This is a genomic window from Shinella sp. JR1-6 (assembly GCF_004284735.1).
GTDB lineage: Bacteria > Pseudomonadota > Alphaproteobacteria > Rhizobiales > Rhizobiaceae > Shinella.
In genome coordinates this window covers 385,179-403,014 of record NZ_SHMI01000005.1, presented here as the reverse complement: position 1 = coordinate 403,014, position 17,836 = coordinate 385,179, and the positions used below count along the sequence as shown (strand labels likewise).

16 protein-coding genes and 5 tRNA genes are annotated in these 17,836 nt (G+C 63.6%); 8 read left to right on the top strand and 13 right to left on the bottom strand.

All coding sequences use genetic code 11. From position 1 onward, the window contains the following. Positions 1-55: 55 nt before the first annotated feature. The 5 genes from sthA to EXZ48_RS11890 all read right to left on the bottom strand — a co-directional run bounded on the left by sthA (position 56) and on the right by EXZ48_RS11890 (position 5,931). On the bottom strand, positions 56-1,462 hold the full coding sequence (gene sthA, locus EXZ48_RS11910) for a Si-specific NAD(P)(+) transhydrogenase (RefSeq protein ID WP_023511921.1): 1,407 nt from the start codon (positions 1,460-1,462) through the stop codon (positions 56-58). A gap of 183 nt (positions 1,463-1,645) precedes the next feature. Continuing rightward, positions 1,646-2,476: a DNA repair protein RadC gene (gene radC, locus EXZ48_RS11905; protein WP_082342399.1), complete on the bottom strand. Its 831-nt coding sequence runs from the start codon at positions 2,474-2,476 to the stop codon at positions 1,646-1,648. A gap of 7 nt (positions 2,477-2,483) precedes the next feature. Beyond that, positions 2,484-3,311, bottom strand: a complete 828-nt coding sequence (gene map / locus EXZ48_RS11900) for a type I methionyl aminopeptidase (protein WP_023511919.1) — start codon at positions 3,309-3,311, stop codon at positions 2,484-2,486. Between the two features lie 30 nt (positions 3,312-3,341). Further along, the gene (gene sfsA, locus EXZ48_RS11895; RefSeq protein ID WP_130516092.1) at positions 3,342-4,061 is read right to left on the bottom strand and encodes a DNA/RNA nuclease SfsA; all 720 of its coding nucleotides are present in this window, start codon (positions 4,059-4,061) and stop codon (positions 3,342-3,344) included. Between the two features lie 13 nt (positions 4,062-4,074). Then, positions 4,075-5,931, bottom strand: coding sequence for an alpha/beta hydrolase (locus tag EXZ48_RS11890; protein ID WP_023511917.1), 1,857 nt, complete (start codon positions 5,929-5,931; stop codon positions 4,075-4,077). A gap of 125 nt (positions 5,932-6,056) precedes the next feature. On the opposite strand from EXZ48_RS11890, the gene EXZ48_RS11885 reads away from it, so the two are divergent. The 4 genes from EXZ48_RS11885 (at position 6,057) to recJ (ending at position 11,292) form a co-directional block, all read left to right on the top strand. Continuing rightward, positions 6,057-6,401, top strand: a complete 345-nt coding sequence (locus EXZ48_RS11885) for an SHOCT domain-containing protein (protein WP_023511916.1) — start codon at positions 6,057-6,059, stop codon at positions 6,399-6,401. A 174-nt stretch (positions 6,402-6,575) separates the two neighbouring features. Next, the gene (locus EXZ48_RS11880; RefSeq protein WP_023511915.1) at positions 6,576-7,796 is read left to right on the top strand and encodes an LL-diaminopimelate aminotransferase; all 1,221 of its coding nucleotides are present in this window, start codon (positions 6,576-6,578) and stop codon (positions 7,794-7,796) included. A 58-nt stretch (positions 7,797-7,854) separates the two neighbouring features. Beyond that, on the top strand, positions 7,855-9,177 hold the full coding sequence (locus tag EXZ48_RS11875; RefSeq protein WP_023511914.1) for a homoserine dehydrogenase: 1,323 nt from the start codon (positions 7,855-7,857) through the stop codon (positions 9,175-9,177). A 312-nt stretch (positions 9,178-9,489) separates the two neighbouring features. Then, the gene (gene recJ, locus EXZ48_RS11870) at positions 9,490-11,292 is read left to right on the top strand and encodes a single-stranded-DNA-specific exonuclease RecJ (RefSeq protein ID WP_165909345.1); all 1,803 of its coding nucleotides are present in this window, start codon (positions 9,490-9,492) and stop codon (positions 11,290-11,292) included. 32 nt (positions 11,293-11,324) lie between these two features. On the opposite strand, the gene EXZ48_RS11865 is transcribed toward recJ, so the two are convergent. The 6 genes from EXZ48_RS11865 to EXZ48_RS11840 form a co-directional block, all read right to left on the bottom strand. Then, positions 11,325-11,399: transfer RNA gene (locus EXZ48_RS11865), tRNA-Glu, on the bottom strand. Positions 11,400-11,568: 169 nt separating this feature from the next. Further along, a tRNA-Arg gene (locus EXZ48_RS11860) sits at positions 11,569-11,645 on the bottom strand. A 24-nt stretch (positions 11,646-11,669) separates the two neighbouring features. After that, entirely contained in the window at positions 11,670-11,975 is a 306-nt protein-coding gene (locus EXZ48_RS11855) for an ETC complex I subunit (protein ID WP_050743877.1), read from the bottom strand. Between the two features lie 128 nt (positions 11,976-12,103). After that, positions 12,104-12,180, bottom strand: a tRNA-Pro gene (locus EXZ48_RS11850). Between the two features lie 91 nt (positions 12,181-12,271). Continuing rightward, positions 12,272-12,769, bottom strand: coding sequence for a DUF192 domain-containing protein (locus tag EXZ48_RS11845; protein ID WP_130516089.1), 498 nt, complete (start codon positions 12,767-12,769; stop codon positions 12,272-12,274). Continuing rightward, the gene (locus tag EXZ48_RS11840) at positions 12,769-13,347 is read right to left on the bottom strand and encodes a cold-shock protein (protein WP_130516087.1); all 579 of its coding nucleotides are present in this window, start codon (positions 13,345-13,347) and stop codon (positions 12,769-12,771) included. The genes EXZ48_RS11845 and EXZ48_RS11840 overlap by 1 nt, the downstream gene beginning before the upstream one ends. Positions 13,348-13,542: 195 nt before the next feature. Between EXZ48_RS11840 and gloA the strand changes: the two genes are divergently transcribed. The 4 genes from gloA to EXZ48_RS11820 all read left to right on the top strand — a co-directional run bounded on the left by gloA (position 13,543) and on the right by EXZ48_RS11820 (position 16,444). Continuing rightward, positions 13,543-13,983: a lactoylglutathione lyase gene (gene gloA / locus EXZ48_RS11835; protein WP_023516788.1), complete on the top strand. Its 441-nt coding sequence runs from the start codon at positions 13,543-13,545 to the stop codon at positions 13,981-13,983. 339 nt (positions 13,984-14,322) lie between these two features. After that, positions 14,323-15,651 (top strand): YcbK family protein, encoded by a 1,329-nt coding sequence (locus EXZ48_RS11830; RefSeq protein ID WP_130516085.1) that lies wholly within the window; start codon positions 14,323-14,325, stop codon positions 15,649-15,651. A gap of 138 nt (positions 15,652-15,789) precedes the next feature. Further along, positions 15,790-15,864 (top strand) — tRNA-Glu (locus tag EXZ48_RS11825). A 505-nt stretch (positions 15,865-16,369) separates the two neighbouring features. Continuing rightward, positions 16,370-16,444: transfer RNA gene (locus EXZ48_RS11820), tRNA-Glu, on the top strand. A gap of 266 nt (positions 16,445-16,710) precedes the next feature. On the opposite strand, the gene arsH is transcribed toward EXZ48_RS11820, so the two are convergent. Together arsH and arsC are read right to left on the bottom strand one after the other, a co-directional pair. After that, positions 16,711-17,439, bottom strand: a complete 729-nt coding sequence (gene arsH / locus EXZ48_RS11815; protein WP_130516082.1) for an arsenical resistance protein ArsH — start codon at positions 17,437-17,439, stop codon at positions 16,711-16,713. Next, the gene (gene arsC, locus EXZ48_RS11810; protein WP_165909344.1) at positions 17,414-17,836 is read right to left on the bottom strand and encodes an arsenate reductase (glutaredoxin); all 423 of its coding nucleotides are present in this window, start codon (positions 17,834-17,836) and stop codon (positions 17,414-17,416) included. The genes arsH and arsC overlap by 26 nt, the downstream gene beginning before the upstream one ends.

Below are 17,836 nucleotides of genomic sequence, written 5' to 3'. Positions count from 1 at the left end.
GCGCAACAGGCCGGTCCGCTCGGTGGTCAGACCTGCCTTGTTCGCCGGCGAAGGATCAGCCAGCCTGCGACAGGTCGCCCATGCGGTTCCAGGCGTCGAGGCCGGCGATCTTGTAGGCTTCGGCGAGGGTTGGATAGTTGAAGGTGTTCTCGACGAAATACTCGACGGTGCCTTTCAGGTTGAGCACAGCCTGGCCGATATGGACGAGCTCCGTCGCGCCTTCGCCAACGATGTGAACGCCAAGCAGGCGGCGCGTCTTCAGCGAGAAGATCATCTTCAAGAGACCGGAATTGAGGCCCATGATATGGCCACGCGAGGTCTCGCGGAAACGGGCCATGCCGCATTCATAGGGAATGCCGCGCTCCTTCACCTCTTCCTCGGTGAGGCCGCAGGTGGAGATTTCCGGCACGGCATAGATCCCGTAGGGGAAATATTTCGGCGGCTCCTTGGCGATGGCGCCGACGGCGACACGGGCGGCGATGCGGCCCTGTTCCATGGAGGTCGAGGCAAGCGACGGGAAGCCGACGACGTCGCCGGCGGCGTAGATATGCGGCACGTCGGTCTGGAAAGTTTCCGGGTTCACGCTGAGGCGGCCGCGCGAATCGGCCGTCAGGCCGGCAGCCGGCAGGTTGAGGCTGTCGGTCGCGCCGACGCGTCCGGCGGCATAGAGCACCATGTCGCAGGTGACGCGGCGGCCGTTGTCCAGCGTGATCTCGCACTTGCCGTTGTCGAGCTTTTCCACCTTGTCGGCCTTCTGGCCGAGGATGAGCTTCATGTTGCGGTCGCGCAGATCGTGGATGAACTCTTCGACGATTTCCCTGTCGATGAAATCGAGGATCGTCGGCTTCGGGTCGATGACGGTGACCTGCGTGTCGAGCGCGGAGAAGATCGTGGCATATTCGATGCCGATGACGCCCGCGCCGATGACGGCCATGGAGCGCGGCAATTCCTTGATGTCGAGCAATTCGTCACTGTCGAGAACGCTGACGCCGTCGAAGGGGATGCTCTCGGGACGGTACGGCTTCGTGCCGACGGCCAGCATGATGCTCTTGGCCTGAACGTGGATGGTCTCGCCGTCGTCCTTGGCGATCTCCATCGTATCCGCCGTCACGAACTTCGCCTTGCCGCGGATGTGCTGCACGCGGTTGCGGGCGAACTGGTGCTCCAGAACCTCCACCTCATGATCAAGCGTGATCAGCAGGCGGCGGCGCAGGTCGTCCGCGCTGATCTCCTGCTTGACGCGGTAGGCGCGACCGTAGAAGCCGCGCTCGCGCCAGCCGGAGAGGTTCAGCGCCGTCTCGCGCAGCGTCTTGGAGGGAATCGTGCCGGTGTGCACCGAAACGCCGCCGACACGTTTTCCCTGTTCGATGACAAGGACCTTGCGTCCGAGCTTGGCTGCCTGGATGGCGCCGCGGCGGCCTGCGGGGCCGCTGCCCACGACGACGAGATCATATTCCTGCATGTGAGATGGCCCCAGCCTTTTGCGGGAAGAATCATATTGCGATGCAGCAATTGTCTTCGCCGTGCAAGTTTTCGTCAATCGAATGTGGCAGCAAACCGTTTCAATCGGATGAAGGAACGCTCACCCGATTTCGTTGTTTTGTAACGCGATTCGGCGCTTCCCCGCAGGGTGCGCCCCTTGATTTCAGATCAGCCTCAGACCCTTCAGGCTGGCATGCCCGTCCTTGCCGATGATGATGTGGTCATGCACCGTGATACCAAGCGGCCGGGCGGTCTCCACGATCGTCTTCGTCATATCGATGTCCGCCCGCGACGGCGTCGGGTCGCCGGACGGGTGGTTGTGGACGAGGATGATCGCCGTGGACGACAGTTCCAGCGCGCGGCGCACCACCTCGCGGGGATAGACCGGCGTGTGGTCCACCGTGCCGTGGCCCTGCACCTCGTCGGCGATCAGCGTGTTGCGCTTGTCGAGGAAGAGGATGCGGAACTGCTCGCGCGGCTCGTGCGCCATGGCGGCGTGGCAATATTGGATGACCGAAGACCAGGAGGCGAGCACGGTCTTGTTGCGGATCTCGCTCTTCAGCGTGCGCTGGGCGACGGCGGAGACGAGTTTCAGATCCAGCGCCACCGCCTCGCCGATGCCCTTCACTTCCTGCAGCAGCGCCGGTGTGGCGCCGAAGACGCCGGCAAGCGTGCCGAACCGCTCGAGCAGGGCTTTTGCCACCGGTTTGGTGTCGCGCCGGGGGATGAGGCGAAAGAGGAGGAGTTCGAGGATCTCGTAATCGGCCAGCGCGCCGTCGCCGCTGTCGCGGAAGCGCAGGCGAAGCCGCTCGCGATGGCCGTGGTAGTGCTTGTCTTCGGCGGGGGGAATCGCCTTCGCGGGCGTCGTGCGGGCGGGGCGCTCGAAGAAGTGGCCCCGCTCGTCGAGGGTGTCGAAAAGATCGTCGGCGGTCGTCGGATCGTTGCCCGTCTCTGCGGGGGAGGTCTTGTCCGTTCGGCCGCGCGATCCTGTCATGGCGGCCTTAGGCGGAAAGGCCGGGGCGGTCGAGGCCGCCGGGCGAAAGCGTGAAGATCTCGCAGCCGTCGGCCGTGACGCCCACCGTGTGTTCGTACTGGGCGGAGAGCGAGCGGTCGCGTGTCACCGCCGTCCAGCCGTCGGACAGCACCTTCACATGCGGCCGGCCGAGATTGATCATCGGCTCGATGGTGAAGATCATGCCTTCCCGCATTTCCGGCCCCTCGTTGGCGCGGCCGTAATGCAGGATGTTCGGTGCATCGTGGAAGAGGCGGCCGACGCCGTGGCCGCAGAAATCGCGCACCACCGAGCAGCGCTCGGCCTCCGCATGGGCCTGGATCGCCTCGCCGATGGCGCCGGTGCGCGCCCCGGGCCTGACGGCGGCGATGCCGCGCATCAGGCATTCATGCGTCACTTCAAGCAGGCGCTCGGCGGCGCGCTTGATCTCGCCGACCGGATACATGCGGCTCGAATCGCCATGCCAGCCATCGAGGATGAAGGTGACGTCGATATTGACGACGTCGCCCTCGCGCAGCGGCTTGTCGTTCGGAATGCCGTGACAGACGACGTGGTTGATCGAGGTGCAGCTCGACTTGGTGTAGCCGCGGTAGTTCAGCGTCGCGGGCAGGGCGCCGTGGTCCATGCCGAATTCGAACACGAAGCGGTCGATGGCGTCGGTCGCGACGCCGGGCTTGACCAGCGGATAGAGTGCATCGAGGCAGCGCGCTGTCAGCTGGCAGGCCTTGCGCATGCCGGCAAAGGCTTCTGCATCGTAGAGGCGGATCACGCCCGTGTTCTTCAGCGGCGCGGAGGACGCGTCGATATAGGTCACCATGGTCGAACTTTCGCTAGTCTTTCCGCATGTTCATAAAACAGCCATACCGGGTTCGTCCATGGTGATCGATGCCACAGGCCGGATTTGCTGGGATGTAACGGCGCATTTGACCGCATAGGCCTCGACGCCGCGAGAAATCGCCCGGCGGAACCCGGCCGCATAGGCGGGGTCGAGATCGGCGCAGATGCGGAACCGCGAACAATCCTCCCGCTGGATGAGATAAAGCATGACCGCGCGGCAGCCGGCCTCGGCCATGTCGCCGAGTTCTTCGAGATGTTTTGCACCGCGTTCGGTCACCGTGTCGGGGAATTCGGCAAGGCCGGCGGTGCGACGGAAATGCACGTTTTTCACCTCGACATAGGCAAGCGGCCGGTCCGGCCCGGAGAGCAGGATGTCGATGCGTGAGTTGCGGCCGTATTTCTTCTCCCGTTCAAGAACGGGATAGCTGCCGAGATCGGAAACGAGACCGGCGTGGATCGCTTCCTCCGCCAGCCGGTTCGGCAGGCCTGTATTGATGCCGACGACGGTGTCGTCGGCCTCCACCAGTTCCAGCCGGTGGCGGTGCTTGCGCGTCGGACTGTCGCTCTCCGACATCCAGATGCGCGAACCGGGCGCCGTCAGGCCGCGCATCGAGCCGGTGTTGGGGCAGGAGCCTGTTATCGCCGATCCATCGTCGAGGATGGCGTCGAACAGGAAGCGCTTGTAGCGCTGCACGAGAGTGCCGGAAACGAGCGGCGGATCGAATTTCATGGCGGTTCGGCGATCAGGCGCGCACGCGCACATAGGAGCCGGGGGCTTCCTCGATCGAGTTCATGGTGCCGCCGGTCTTGCGTGCCGGCACCATGCGATCGTCCTCCGCCTTGATCCAGTCGTGCCAGTGCGGCCACCAGGAGCCCGGCGCCTCCTTCGCCTTTTCCACCCAGTCCTCGAACTCGCCCTTTACCGGCCCGCCTGTCCAGTACTGGTATTTCATCTTGTCCGGCGGGTTGACGACGCCGGCGATGTGGCCGGAGCCGGCCATCACATAGGTCACCTTGCCGCCGAAGAACTTGCTGCCGACGAAGACGGATTTCGCCGGCGCGATATGGTCCTCCTTGGTGGCGAGGTTGTAGATCGGGATCTTGACGTCCTTCAGCGACAGCTTTTTGCCGGCGAGCTGCATCTCGCCCTTGCTGAGGGTGTTGTTGAGATAACAATTCCTCAGATAAAACGAATGGTTGGCGGCGGGCATTCGCGTGGAATCTGAATTCCAGTATAGCAGGTCGAAGGGCATCGGATCCTGGCCCTTCAGGTAGTTGTTGACGAAGTACGGCCAGATCAGCTCGGAGGCACGCAGCATGTTGAAGGCGGTCGCCATCTTCGAGCCGTCGAGATAGCCGGTCGCCTTCATACCGCGCTCGATGAGGTCGATCTGCTCCTCGTCGGCGAAGACCTTCAGGTCGCCGGCATGGGTGAAGTCGACCTGCGTGGTGAAGAGCGTCGCCGTGCGGATGCGTTTGTCGCCTTCCTGGCCGTGCAGGGCGAGCGTCGCCGCGAGCAGCGTGCCGCCGACGCAATAGCCGATGGCGTTTACCTCGTCCTCGCCGGTCGCCTGCTTGATCGTGTCGAGCGCGAAGCCGACGCCCTCACGGGCGTAGGATTCCCAGTCCTTGGCCGCATGCCGTTCATCCGGGTTCACCCAGGAGATGACGAAGACCGTGTGACCCTGGTCCACGGCCCACTTGATGAAGGATTTTGCCGGGTTGAGGTCGAGGATGTAGAACTTGTTGATCCAGGGCGGGCAGATGAGAAGCGGGCGCTTCAGCACCCTGTCCGTCGTTGCGTCGTACTGGATGACCTGACAGACGTCGCTCTGCGCTAGCACCTTGCCCGGCGTCAGCGCCATGTTCTGGCCGATCGCGAACTTGCTCGTGTCGGTCTGGCGCAGCTTCAGGTCGCCGCGGCCGGCGGCGATGTCCTCGGCCAGCATCTTCATGCCGCGCACAAGGTTCGCGCCGTTCGAGGCGACCGTCTCGCGGTAGAGTTGCGGATTGGTGGTGACGAAGTTCGTCGGCGAGATCGCGCTGGCGATCTGTCTCACATAGAAGCCCGCCTTGTGGCGCGTGTGCTCGTCGAGGCCTTCGGCATCGGCGACGAGCTTCTCCGCCCAGTCGGAGGTCACGAAATAGGCCTGGCGCAGAAAATCGAAAAACGGGTTCTTCACCCAGTCCTCATCGGCAAAGCGTTTGTCCTTGCCGTGCGGATCGGGTGCCGCATCCTGTTCTTCGCCGGAAAGGCGCCCCAGCGTGCGCGACCAGATGTTGAAATAGCTGCCGAGCAGCAGCGTCTGCGCCTCCAGCGTGCGGCGCGGGTCCGTCAGCCAGTATTCGGAGACTTTGGAGAGGGTTTTCACCATGTCGACCATCGGCTCGGAAACCGTGTCGACCTTCTCGCCGCTTTCGCGCGGTGCGAGCCAGGCGGAGGCGGCCTTGCCGAGCTGTTCGACGGTGCGCGCGAAGTTGACCGTCAGCGCCTCGGGATCCTTGACGATGTAGGGCTCGATCGTCGCGGGGTCGAAGGGCTGGAAACCGGGCTTGTTTCCGGCCGCATCGCGTTCATTCGCCTTGCGTTCATCGGCCATGGTTCCCTCCCGATTTTATTGTTACTTTTGTATTTTTACATTCTCTACGAAACAGATTACAAGGGCCTGACAGCCGCATACGGCATTATCGGGAACCGGTCGTTTCGACAGGAGCATACAGCCACATGGCGTTCGAAATCAGGCGTTTGCGCGCCGCTCTCCTCATGGCTGCCGCCACGGTGGCGCTCGCTTCCTGTGCCTCGAGCGAGACCGGATCGACCGCGACGGTAAATGCCGGCGCGAACCGGGCCGATGTCTACCCCGATATCACGGCGATCGTCAGCGCCGAGACGCAGCAGATGAGCGACGAGGAAGCCGCCAGCTACAGCGCACGCCTGACGGCACTCTCCAGCCGTCGCCGTTCGGGCGCGATTTCGGAAGCCGAATACCGCCGCAAGCTTGCCGAGTTGCAGGCGCTGCGCGACGGTCACGGCAAGGCGACGCTTTCCGAAATCGAGAAGACGAATTAGCGCTTGCGTTTCTTGCCGTTTGGCAGCAAAGCGGATGACGGCCAGTTGGTCGTCGGCCGGGCGGAGTGCCTTCATTTCGAACGCTTTCGTCCGTATCCGATTTCTTGATTCGCACGGAGTTTTACGCCGTCCGGCAAAGCCGCCGGAGGGGCTCCGTGCCTAACGGGGTTAAAGATGGAAGAGTTTCACAAGGTCCGGCGTCTGCCGCCGTATGTTTTCGAACAGGTTAACCGTTTGAAAGCAAGCGCGCGAGCGGGTGGCGCCGATATCATCGACCTTGGCATGGGAAACCCCGACCTGCCGACGCCCAAGGCGATCGTCGACAAGCTCTGCGAAGTGGTTCAGGACCCGCGCACCCATCGCTATTCTTCGTCCAAGGGCATTCCCGGCCTGCGCCGCGCCCAGGCCGCCTATTACGCCCGTCGCTTCGGCGTGAAGCTGAATCCGGAAACGCAGGTCGTCGCGACCCTCGGCTCCAAGGAAGGCTTTGCCAACATGGCGCAGGCGATCACCGCGCCCGGCGACGTCATCCTCTGCCCGAATCCGACCTATCCGATCCATGCCTTCGGCTTCCTGATGGCCGGCGGCGTGATCCGGTCCATGTCGGTCGAGCCGGACGAAAGTTTCTTCCCGCCGCTCGAGCGCGCCGTGCGCCACTCGATCCCCAAGCCGCTCGCTCTCATCATCAACTATCCGTCGAACCCGACGGCGCATGTCGCCACGCTCGATTTCTACAAGGACGTCATCGCATTCGCGAAGAAGCACGACATCATCGTGCTCTCCGACCTTGCCTATTCGGAAATCTACTTCGACGACAACGCGCCGCCGCCGTCCGTTCTGGAAGTGCCCGGCGCGATCGACGTGACGGTGGAGTTCACCTCCATGTCGAAGACCTTCTCCATGCCCGGCTGGCGCATGGGCTTTGCCGTCGGCAACGAGCGGCTGATCGCTGCGCTGACCCGCGTCAAGTCCTACCTAGACTACGGTGCCTTCACGCCGATCCAGGTCGCTGCGACCCATGCGCTGAACGGCGACGGCGCCGACATCGCGGAAGTGCGCAACGTCTACAAGCGCCGCCGCGACGTGATGGTCGATACCTTCGGCAAGGCCGGCTTCGACGTGCCGCCGCCGGCGGCCACCATGTTCGCCTGGGCGAAGATCCCGGAAAAGTTCCGCCACCTCGGCTCGCTGGAATTCTCCAAGCTGCTCGTCGAGAAGGCGGATGTCGCGGTCGCGCCGGGCATCGGCTTCGGCGAGCAGGGCGACGATTACGTCCGCCTCGCGCTGGTCGAGAACGAGCACCGCATCCGCCAGGCGGCGCGCAACATCAAGAAGTTCCTCTCCACGGCGGACGAGACGATGCACAACGTCATCTCGCTGAACGCCCATCGCTGAAAAATCCGCCCTCCGCGCATCTGCGGAGGGCCTTCTTCCAAAACGTTAGGACATGACCATGGCTGATGCCCTGAAGATCGGCATTGCGGGCTTGGGGACCGTTGGTGCCTCGCTCGCGAAGATTCTCGTCGAACGCAGGGACATGCTCACGACAACGTGCGGCCGGCCGATCGAGATCGTCGCCGTGACCGCCCGCTCGAAGGGCCGCGACCGCGGCGTCGATCTTTCGGCAGCCGAATGGTTCGACGATCCGGTCGCGCTCGCCCGCGAGGCCAGGATCGACGTCTTCGTGGAACTGATGGGCGGCTCCGGCGACCCGGCCCGTGCCGCCGTCAAGGCGGCACTTTCGCGCGGCGTGCATGTCGTGACGGCCAACAAGGCGCTGCTCGCCGCCCATGGTGTGGAGCTCGCCGGCATCGCGGAAAAGAACGGTGCCATCCTCAACTACGAGGCGGCTGTCGCCGGCGGCATCCCTGTTATCAAGGCGCTGCGTGAATCCCTGACGGGCAACACGATCTCGCGCGTCTACGGCATCATGAACGGCACCTGCAACTACATCCTGACCAAGATGGAGAAGGAAGGCCTTTCCTTCGAGGCGTGCCTCAAGGAAGCCCAGCGTCTCGGCTATGCCGAAGCCGATCCCGCCTTCGACATCGAGGGCAACGACACGGCGCACAAGCTGTCGATCCTCACGACGCTCGCCTTCGGCACGAAGATTGCGGCCGACGACATCTATCTCGAAGGCATCACCAACATCTCCATCGACGACATCCGTGCCGCCGCCGACCTCGGCTACCGCATCAAGCTGCTCGGCGTCGCACAGAAGACGGATACGGGCGTCGAACAGCGCGTGCACCCGACCATGGTGCCGCTCGACAGCGTCATCGCGCAGGTGGACGGCGTAACGAATGCCGTTGCGATTGAATCGGACATTCTCGGCGAACTGCTGATGGTCGGCCCAGGCGCCGGTGGCAACGCGACGGCCTCGGCCGTGCTCGGCGACATCGCCGACATCGCCAAGAGCCGCCCGGGTGCGCAGACCGTGCCGGCGCTCGGCCGCCCGGCCGCCTCTCTCTCCCCCTACAAGCGTGCGCAGATCCGCAAGCACCACGGCGGCTATTTCATCCGCCTTTCGGTGGAAGACCGCACCGGCGTCTTTGCCAGCATCGCCAAGCACATGGCGGAGAACGGCATCTCGCTGGAATCCATCGTGCAGCGCGCCCAGGCGAGCGCCGAGACCACTGACCCGAAGACGATCATCCTCGTCACCCATGCGACGATGGAGGATTCCGTCCGCAAGGCGGTCGCCTCCATCAAGGGCGAGGGGTACCTTGTCGGCGAACCGCAGGTGATCCGCATCGAGCGGCCGAAGACGACCTGATCTTTTCGTTTCTTCGGCGTGGCGTGGTATCAAGGGATCGATGAACCTCGCCACACCCACCTTCGTCGTCCTCGGCCCTGGGTCGAGGATCTATGCGTCACCCGCGACGGTGGTTCCTCGGGGCAAGCCCGAGGATGAAGGACGAGAGGCGTTCGAGGGAGAGGTCTTCGCGACTTTGTCTGCAGTGTAGAGCATTTCCAGCAAAAGTGCGAAGCGGTTTTGCGTCTGGAAATGCGGCAAAACAAGGAGATAGAGCGTTTTCGTGATTCGGGGAAAAGCGGAAAAGCTCTCGTTGCCGGAGCCGCCATGAGCATGCTGGAAAACGCCGATCCCGTCAGCCGGGCCTTCCTGAATGTCGAACGCTCGGTGACCGGCCAGCGCTGGGTGGCGCGGCTTGACCAGGCGGGCGAGAACCGGGCGTTGGCGATGAGCCAGAGCCACGGCCTGCCGGATCTCATCGCGCGCGTTCTGGCGGGGCGGGGCGTGCCCTTTGAAGGCGCCCTGGAATTCCTCGACCCGACGCTGCGCCGCCTGATGCCCGAACCCTACAGCCTGATGGACTGCGAGGCGGCCACCGAACGGCTGGCGCGCGCCATCGAAAAGCGTCAGCGCGTCGCGATCTTCGGCGACTACGACGTCGACGGCGCGTCATCCTCGGCGCTCCTCTATCGTTTCCTCGCGCATTTCGGCGTGCAGGCGGAAATCTACATTCCCGACCGCATCTTCGAAGGTTACGGCCCCAACCCCAATGCCATCGCCCAGCTTATCGAGCGTGGTGCAGAGCTTATCGTCACGGTCGACTGCGGCTCGACCAGCCACGAGTCGCTGGCTGTCGCGAAGGAGCGCGGCATCGACGTGGTCGTCATCGACCACCACCAGGTGGGCGAGGCGCTGCCGCCGGCCCATGCACTGGTCAATCCGAACCGCGAGGACGATTTGTCGGGGCAGGGGCATCTGTCGGCCGCCGGCGTGGTCTTTCTCGTCCTGGTCGCCCTGCAGCGCGTCCTTCGGGAAAGGGGCGACGGGCGGGCGAAAACCTTCGATCTGCTCGCCATGCTCGATCTCGTGGCGCTCTCCACCGTCTGTGACGTGGTACCCTTGAAGGGGCTCAACCGCGCCTATGTGGTCAAGGGCCTCGTCGCGGCACGTCATCTCGGCAATGCCGGCCTGACGGCGCTCCTGAAGCAGGCGGGCATCGGCGGGCCAGTGACGCCGTACCATCTCGGCTTCCTCGTCGGCCCGCGCATCAATGCCGGCGGGCGTATCGGCGATGCAGCGCTCGGCAGCCGCCTCCTGACGATCGACGAACCGGGCGAGGCAGAGCGAATCGCCAAGCAGCTCGACGACCTCAACCGCGAGCGTCAGGCCATGGAGGCCGCCATGCTGGCCGAGGCGGAGGCCGAGGCACAGGCGGAATACGGCACCGGTGAAGGCGCCTCCGTCATCCTGACGGCCCGCGAGGGCTGGCATCCGGGCGTCGTCGGTCTGCTCGCCTCGCGCCTCAAGGATCGCTTCCGCCGACCCGCCTTCGCCATCGCCTTCGATCCCTCGGGTAAAGGCACCGGCTCCGGCCGCTCGATCAGCGGCTTCGATCTCGGCCGCATGGTGCGCGCCGCCGTCGACGAGGGCCTTCTCGTCAAGGGGGGCGGCCATGCCATGGCGGCGGGGCTGACGGTGGAGCGGTCGAATCTCGGCCGCCTGCGCGGCTTCTTCGAGGAGCGCGCCGAGCGCACCGTGCGCGATCTGGTGGCCGTGGAAACGCTGAAGATCGACGGTGCATTGAGCGCAAGCGGTGCGACGCTGGCGCTTGCCGACCAGCTGGAGCAGGCCGGCCCGTTCGGTTCGGGGCATCCGCAGCCGATCTTCGCGCTGCCTGCGCACCGCGTACGCGACATCAGGCCCGTCGGCGTCAATCACCTGCGTCTCGAACTCGAAGGCCCCGATGGTGGCCGCCTCGGCGCCATGGCCTTCCGCGCGGCGGAAGCCGATCTCGGTCTTTTCCTGATGAAGCAGCGCGGCCAGGCGGTGCATCTTGCCGGCACGCTTTCCGCCGACAGCTGGCAGGGCAGCCGGCGCATGCAGTTTCGTGTTCTCGATGCCGCAAAGGCATTCTGAAACAACGTTATTCCGGAAAATGAAGGAGAGGGTGGCACGCCCTAGGGGAGTCGAACCCCTCTTTTCAGAATGAAAATCTGACGTCCTAACCGATAGACGAAGGGCGCGTGCGGTGGGCGTTATCTAGTCGGGACCGCTGATTTGCGCAAGCCCTAAATGCAGGAATTTTCAGTTTTTTCCGTTTGATGTTTCCGCTTTTCTGCAGGCCGCGAAAACGCCAAAGGCCTCCACCCTGCCGCAAACCGGGAACATTCCTCTTCAATCGTTCGCCGGGAATGGCGACCCCTGCAGGACTCGAACCTGCGACATTCTGCTTAGAAGGCAGATGCTCTATCCAGCTGAGCTAAGGGGCCGGGGCTGGCAGGGCCAGCGAAACCTCAATGGGTCCAGGGCTGCATGCGGTTGAAGCGGAAATTGTCCGGGTAGGCGACGCGCTTGCGGGTCGATTCCTTCGGCTCGATCACGCGGTAGTCGATGCCCTTGCGTTCCGCATAGGCGACCGCCTCTTCGCTGGTTTCGAAGGTGAGCTTGACCTGCTGGTACATGTCGCCGGAGCTGGTATAGCCCATGATCGGGTCGATCGTCCGCGGCTTCTCGGCATCGAATTCCAGAACCCAGAGATTGGTCTTGGCCTTGCCGGATTGCATGGCGGTCTTGGCGGGACGATAGATCTTCGCGGTCATCGAAGCGGCTCCAGAATTCTCGCATAAAGGCGCACCGTTCCGCCGGCGCGCGTTCGAGAATGCATAACCCGGATTCCGTAAAGGGGGAATGACCGAACGCGCATTTGGCATCGAAACGCCCGCCGGACTGGTCGGAGTGGAGAGATTCGAACTCCCGACCCTCTGGTCCCAAACCAGATGCGCTACCAGACTGCGCTACACTCCGTCCGTCCCGGCGATGGGGAGATACACGCATCCGCCCCCCGCCGCAACAGCAAATGGGCGTTTTCAAGCGCTTGTCGCAGGAAATGGTAGGCTTACTTCGCCTTGCGCAGCGAATCCATCAATTCGCTCTCGACGCGGTTGCCCGCGCGGATGCCGAGGCGCTTGGCCGTGCCGCCGTTGAGCTCCAGCACATAGTCGATCGGCCCCTGCGAATCGATGATCGATTCGGAGTGCGGCTCGGCGTTTTCCTTGATGGCGCGCACCTTGCCGTCCTTGGCGATGAACAGCATGTCGAGCGGCAGGTACGTGTTCTTCATCCACATGAAGACCTGCCGCGTCTCACCGAACGCGAAGAGCATGCCGCGGTCCTGCGCCATCTCGCGGCGGTGCATCAGCCCCTGTTCGCGCTGGCGCGGCGTAATGGCGAGCTCCACCGTGAAGGCATGGCTCTTGCCGTCCTTCGTGACGATCGTCAGCGGCTGTGTGTCGAATGTTTCCGCTGCGAAGGCCGAAAGGGAAAAACAGAAGAAAAGCGCCAGGACGGCGCTAGCAAGGCGCGCGAAACCGGCCGCCCGCGCGAAAAGGCCCATCAGTGGGGCCTGTTGCCGGGAACCGGCATGTCCGGGTGGATTTCCGCTGCCATCAGGCCCTTCTCGCCGTCGCCGAAGCGGACCAGCACGACCTGACCGGGACGCAGTTCCGCCAGGCCGAAGCGGCGCAGCGTCTCCATGTGGATGAAGATGTCTTCCGTGCCTTCGCCGCGCGTCAGGAAGCCGAAGCCCTTCGTGCGGTTGAACCACTTGACCAGAACGCGCTCCAGTCCGCTCGACGGCGTGACCTGCACATGGGTCTTCACCGGCGGCATCTGCGAGGGATGCACGGCCGTGGTCTGGTCCATGGAAAGGATGCGGAAGGCCTGGTAGCCGCGGTCGCGTTTCTGGATCAGCGCGACGACGCGCGTGCCCTCCAGAACCGTCTGGTAGCCGTCCCGGCGAAGGCAGGTGACGTGCAGCAGCACATCCTGCATGCCGTTGTCGGGTACGATGAAGCCGAAACCCTTGGCGACGTCGAACCACTTGATGACCCCGGTGATCTCGACGAGATCGACGGCGTCGTTGCCCTGGTCATCACGATCAGTGATTTCCTTTGAAGACACCCTATCCGCCATGACCTGCCAGCCCCTCGTTTACGCGTCACATGAGTTACGGTTAACTGATTCTTGATAACCAGAATAACATTGTCCCGATGCGAATGCGCAAGCCCCTTTGAAAGTTTTGCCGGTCCCATTGGTAGGCTGCAAGGCTTGCCTGAGGCTGACAAAACCCTACTCTTCCGGACGATTCCACATTCAGAGGATATTCCAATGCGTTATCTCCACACGATGGTCCGCGTCAAAGACGTCGACCAGTCCCTGCATTTCTATTCGACGCTGTTCGGCCTCACGGAAGTCCGCCGCTACGAGAACGAAAAGGGCCGATTCACGCTGATCTTCCTCGCCGCGCCCGACGATGTCGAAGCTGCGCGGGCGAATGCCGCCCCTTGCCTTGAGCTCACCTACAACTGGGACACCGAGGATTATGCCGGCGGGCGCAATTTCGGCCATCTCGCCTACGAGGTCGACGACATCTACGCGTTCTGCCAGCGGCTGATGGACAATGGCGTCACCATCAACCGCCCGCCGCGCGACGGCCACATGGCCTTCGTGCGTTCGCCGGACGGCATTTCCATCGAAATCCTGCAGAAGGGCGAGCGTCTGCCGGCGGCCGAACCCTGGGTTTCCATGGGCAACACCGGCGCCTGGTAGGCAAATGCCGGACGCAAGCTCCAGGCAAAGCTTGCATCCTATAGATCCGTGCAACGATCATCGTTCCGCCGTATTTGACCGGAAATCTCTTGCCCATCCGGTCGATCGCCAGCGAGAGGGTGCTTTGGCCGATTTGGGCCGGATAGCCTCCCGTTCTGCGTTTCACGGCTTCACGCGCTTCGGCCTTTACACCACCGGCCGAAACGCTAACATCGCGGCAACCGCAGCCTGGCCCTATGGCTTTTCTCGATTGCGGTTGCGACTGTTTGAAAAAATGGCCCTATCGGCGGCAAGACCGAGGGTGTGAACGTCGAAAGCGGGGGAAAGCCTTTGCAGGACATGCAGGGAAAGTGGCCAGGCCTGAAGGCGCTGCGGTATGGATTGCTGCTGGCCGTGTCGGTCGCCACGCTCTCGGGCTGCGTTTCCGCAGTCTCCACGGATATGCGCGCGGATAACAAGGCTGCGCAGGAAAGCGAAGACACGGTCGCCGAAGGCAGCACGGACGAGACCACCACGCCCGTGGTGAGCGCGGGTGCTGCGAATGCAGATTCTTCCGCCGCCGTCGATATCGCGGCCGCCGCCGCGGCGGACCAGCAGGTCGCGGGCGAAGCAACCGGTGACCGGGCCGGCCTCGTGATGCAGCCGACGACGCTGAATGCCGGCAAAGCCAGCATATACGGCAACGGCAGCCAGGCCGTCGCGACCGGCAATGCCTATGCGACGCAGACCGCCGGCGCCAATGCCTCCGTCAACAGCCTCTATGCCAATACCGGTGCCGCGCAGACGACAGACCAGTCCGGCCGTCTGCCGGTCGAGGACATGCCGCCGGTCGGGGCAACCGGCCAGCAGCCCCTCGCCACGCTCGGCGACGAGCAGGCGGAAATCACGCTGCCGGAAAACGGGCCGATCCCCAAGACCGCGCGAACGGCTCTTGCGGCGGAAGCCGCAACCGGCAATGCGGCCGAACTTGCGCTTGCGGCGCCGGCGGACGATGGCGCAGCGGCCGTGCTGCCCGGCACCACGGATCAGATGAGCGCGACCGGCATCAAGAAGGACGAGCCGAGAAAGACCGTGACGCTCGCCTCGCTCTTCGCGGGCAAGCGCGAGGCCAAGCAGCAGTTCGATGGCGACCGTTTTGCCGAGCAACCGCGCCGCGTGCTCAACCGGGAAAGCGCAAACACCACCCGCAAGGCCTCGCTCGGCACGCTGCCGGGCGTCTCGATGGCGAGCGCCATGTTCTCGACGGATCACTCCGAGGCCGACGAGGTCGAGGATGACGGCCCACAGTTCAAGGAAGTCGCCTCGCTTGCCGGCCTTGCCCGCCTTGCGCCGAACGGCCTGTGGCTGCAGACGGACAAGGTGCGCACCGGCTGTTTCAAGCCGGAGCTGCTGCAGGTGCTGAAGACGATCGAGACCCACTATGACAAGCCGATCATCGTCACCTCGGGCCTGCGCGACCTGAAGGTCAACCGGACGAAGCAGTCGCTGCACACGCGCTGCGAGGCGGCCGACATCCAGATTTCCGGCGTCAGCAAATGGGAGCTGGCGGAGTATCTGCGCACCATGCCGGGCCGCGGCGGCGTCGGCACCTATTGCCATACCGAATCCGTGCATATCGACGTCGGTCCTGAACGCGACTGGAACTGGCGCTGCCGCCGACGCAAGTAGGCGGTGTCTCTAACCCTCTGTGATCGATACCTTTTCGCGTGAAGAGCCGCCCTCGGGGCGGCTCTTCATTTTTTTGTCACAACAGCTTTTTCCGGCTTGCAGAAGGCAGGATGCCCTTCTATAAGACGCCCACCGCACGCGCCCTTCGTCTATCGGTTAGGACGTCAGATTTTCATTCTGAAAAGAGGGGTTCGACTCCCCTAGGGCGTGCCACTCTCTCCTGTATTTATTGTAAAAAACAAGCGATGCCGTGCTTTGGTGTGTCGTTTCCGCACGCCTTGCGGAACGAAGCATGGCTCAGAACGTTCAACTGTCACGGCTGCCATCTTACGCGGTCGGGCGAGAGGCCCCGTCGAGCTTGGCCCAGCGCTCCGGGGTCTCGAACCGCTTGGGTCGAGCCGCCCGCCCGGCCCAGCTTGCCGGACGAGCGGCTGCGTGTTGCCGACGGGGCAACGAAGCCGAGCCAACGGGCGACGCCGGGAGGGTCAACGGCGGTAACCTCAGGTCCTCAGCAGAAGAGATATGGGAAGGCCGATGCAGAATTGCCAGTGGTCAAATCTGGCTGGGCGGCAAGGCGTGGCTCGGGCGTCCGGCAGACGGAGCGCCCTCGAAATGCGCTGGCTCCTATCCTTCACTCCCGCCTGTGAAAAACTTCGCGTCTACGCGATTTTTCGTCTTGCGAATCCATTCGGTCCCGACTAGATAACGCCCACCGCACGCGCCCTTCGTCTATCGGTTAGGACGTCAGATTTTCATTCTGAAAAGAGGGGTTCGACTCCCCTAGGGCGTGCCATTCTCTCCTTCCATTTCGTGTTTGAAATCCTGCAGGATTCACGGCTTGCAGTGCGCCGTGCCGCTTTGCCGTACAACAAGCTTGTCGCCCGGTCGCGGCTGTCCCGCCGCTTGTCAGCCGGGAGAACGTCGACGATCTTGCGCTCACCGAAATAAGCAGGAAAATCAATGGCGTCGACAGTCCGCAACCTTGGCTTCTCGGCCATTGTCGCCTTAGCCGTCGGGGGTGGCGAAACGCGGCGGATGTTGGCCGGCGACATCCATGTGTCAGATCGACGTCAGCCGCACCCGCTGCTCCAGCTTGGCGGCGTCCTCCTTCCGCTCGCTGTAGCGATCGGTCAGGTAGGAAGAGGCGTCACGGGTCAGAAGCGTGAATTTCACCAGCTCCTCGCAGACGTCGACGACGCGGTCGTAGTAGGATGAAGGCTTCATTCGCCCCTCCGCATCGAATTCCTGATAGGCCTTGGCAACCGACGACTGGTTCGGAATGGTGATCATCCGCATCCAGCGGCCAAGGATACGAAGCTGGTTCACGGCATTGAAGGACTGGCTGCCGCCGGAAACCTGCATGACGGCAAGCGTCTTGCCCTGGGTCGGGCGGATCGAGCCGACGGACAGCGGTATCCAGTCGATTTGTGCCTTCATGATCCCGGTCATCGCGCCGTGGCGCTCCGGACTGATCCAGACCTGCCCCTCGGACCATGCCGACAGTTCACGCAGCTCCCGGACCTTCGGGTGAGCGGCCGGTGCCTCGTCCGGCAACGGCAGGCCTCTCGGATCAAACAACCGGACGTCACAACCATGATGCTCCAGCAAGCGCTGCGCTTCAAAGGCGAGGAGCCGGCTGTAGGATATGTCGCGCAGAGAGCCGTAGAGGATCAGGATGCGGGGGCGGTGCGTTGAAAACGGCGGCCGGAGAGCAGCCGGATCGGGCTTGCGCAGATGGTCCGGCGAGGCCGCTGGCAATGGCTCAGACAAGGCGCTGCCCCTTTTCATCGAGAACCTGTTCGCCGTCTTCCTTCGCGAAGGAGCCCCGGTGCGTGTCGGGAAGGATATCGAGAACGGTTTCGGACGGGCGGGCAAGGCGCGTCCCCATGGGTGAAACGACAAAGGGGCGGTTGATCAGGATGGGGTCTCGCAGCATGGCATCGAGCAGCTCGTCGTCCGTGAGCGCCGGATTGTCGAGCCCGAGCTCCGCATAGCGCGGTTCCTTCTCGCGGACAGCAGCTCGGACGGTGAGACCGGCGCCGGCGATCATCCCGGCAAGCTGCGCGCGTGTCGGAGGCGTCTTCAGGTACTCGACCACCCTGGGTTCGATCCCGGCATTGCGGATCATGGCCAAGGTGTTCCGGGAGGTGCCGCATGCGGGATTGTGATAGATGATAACGTCCAT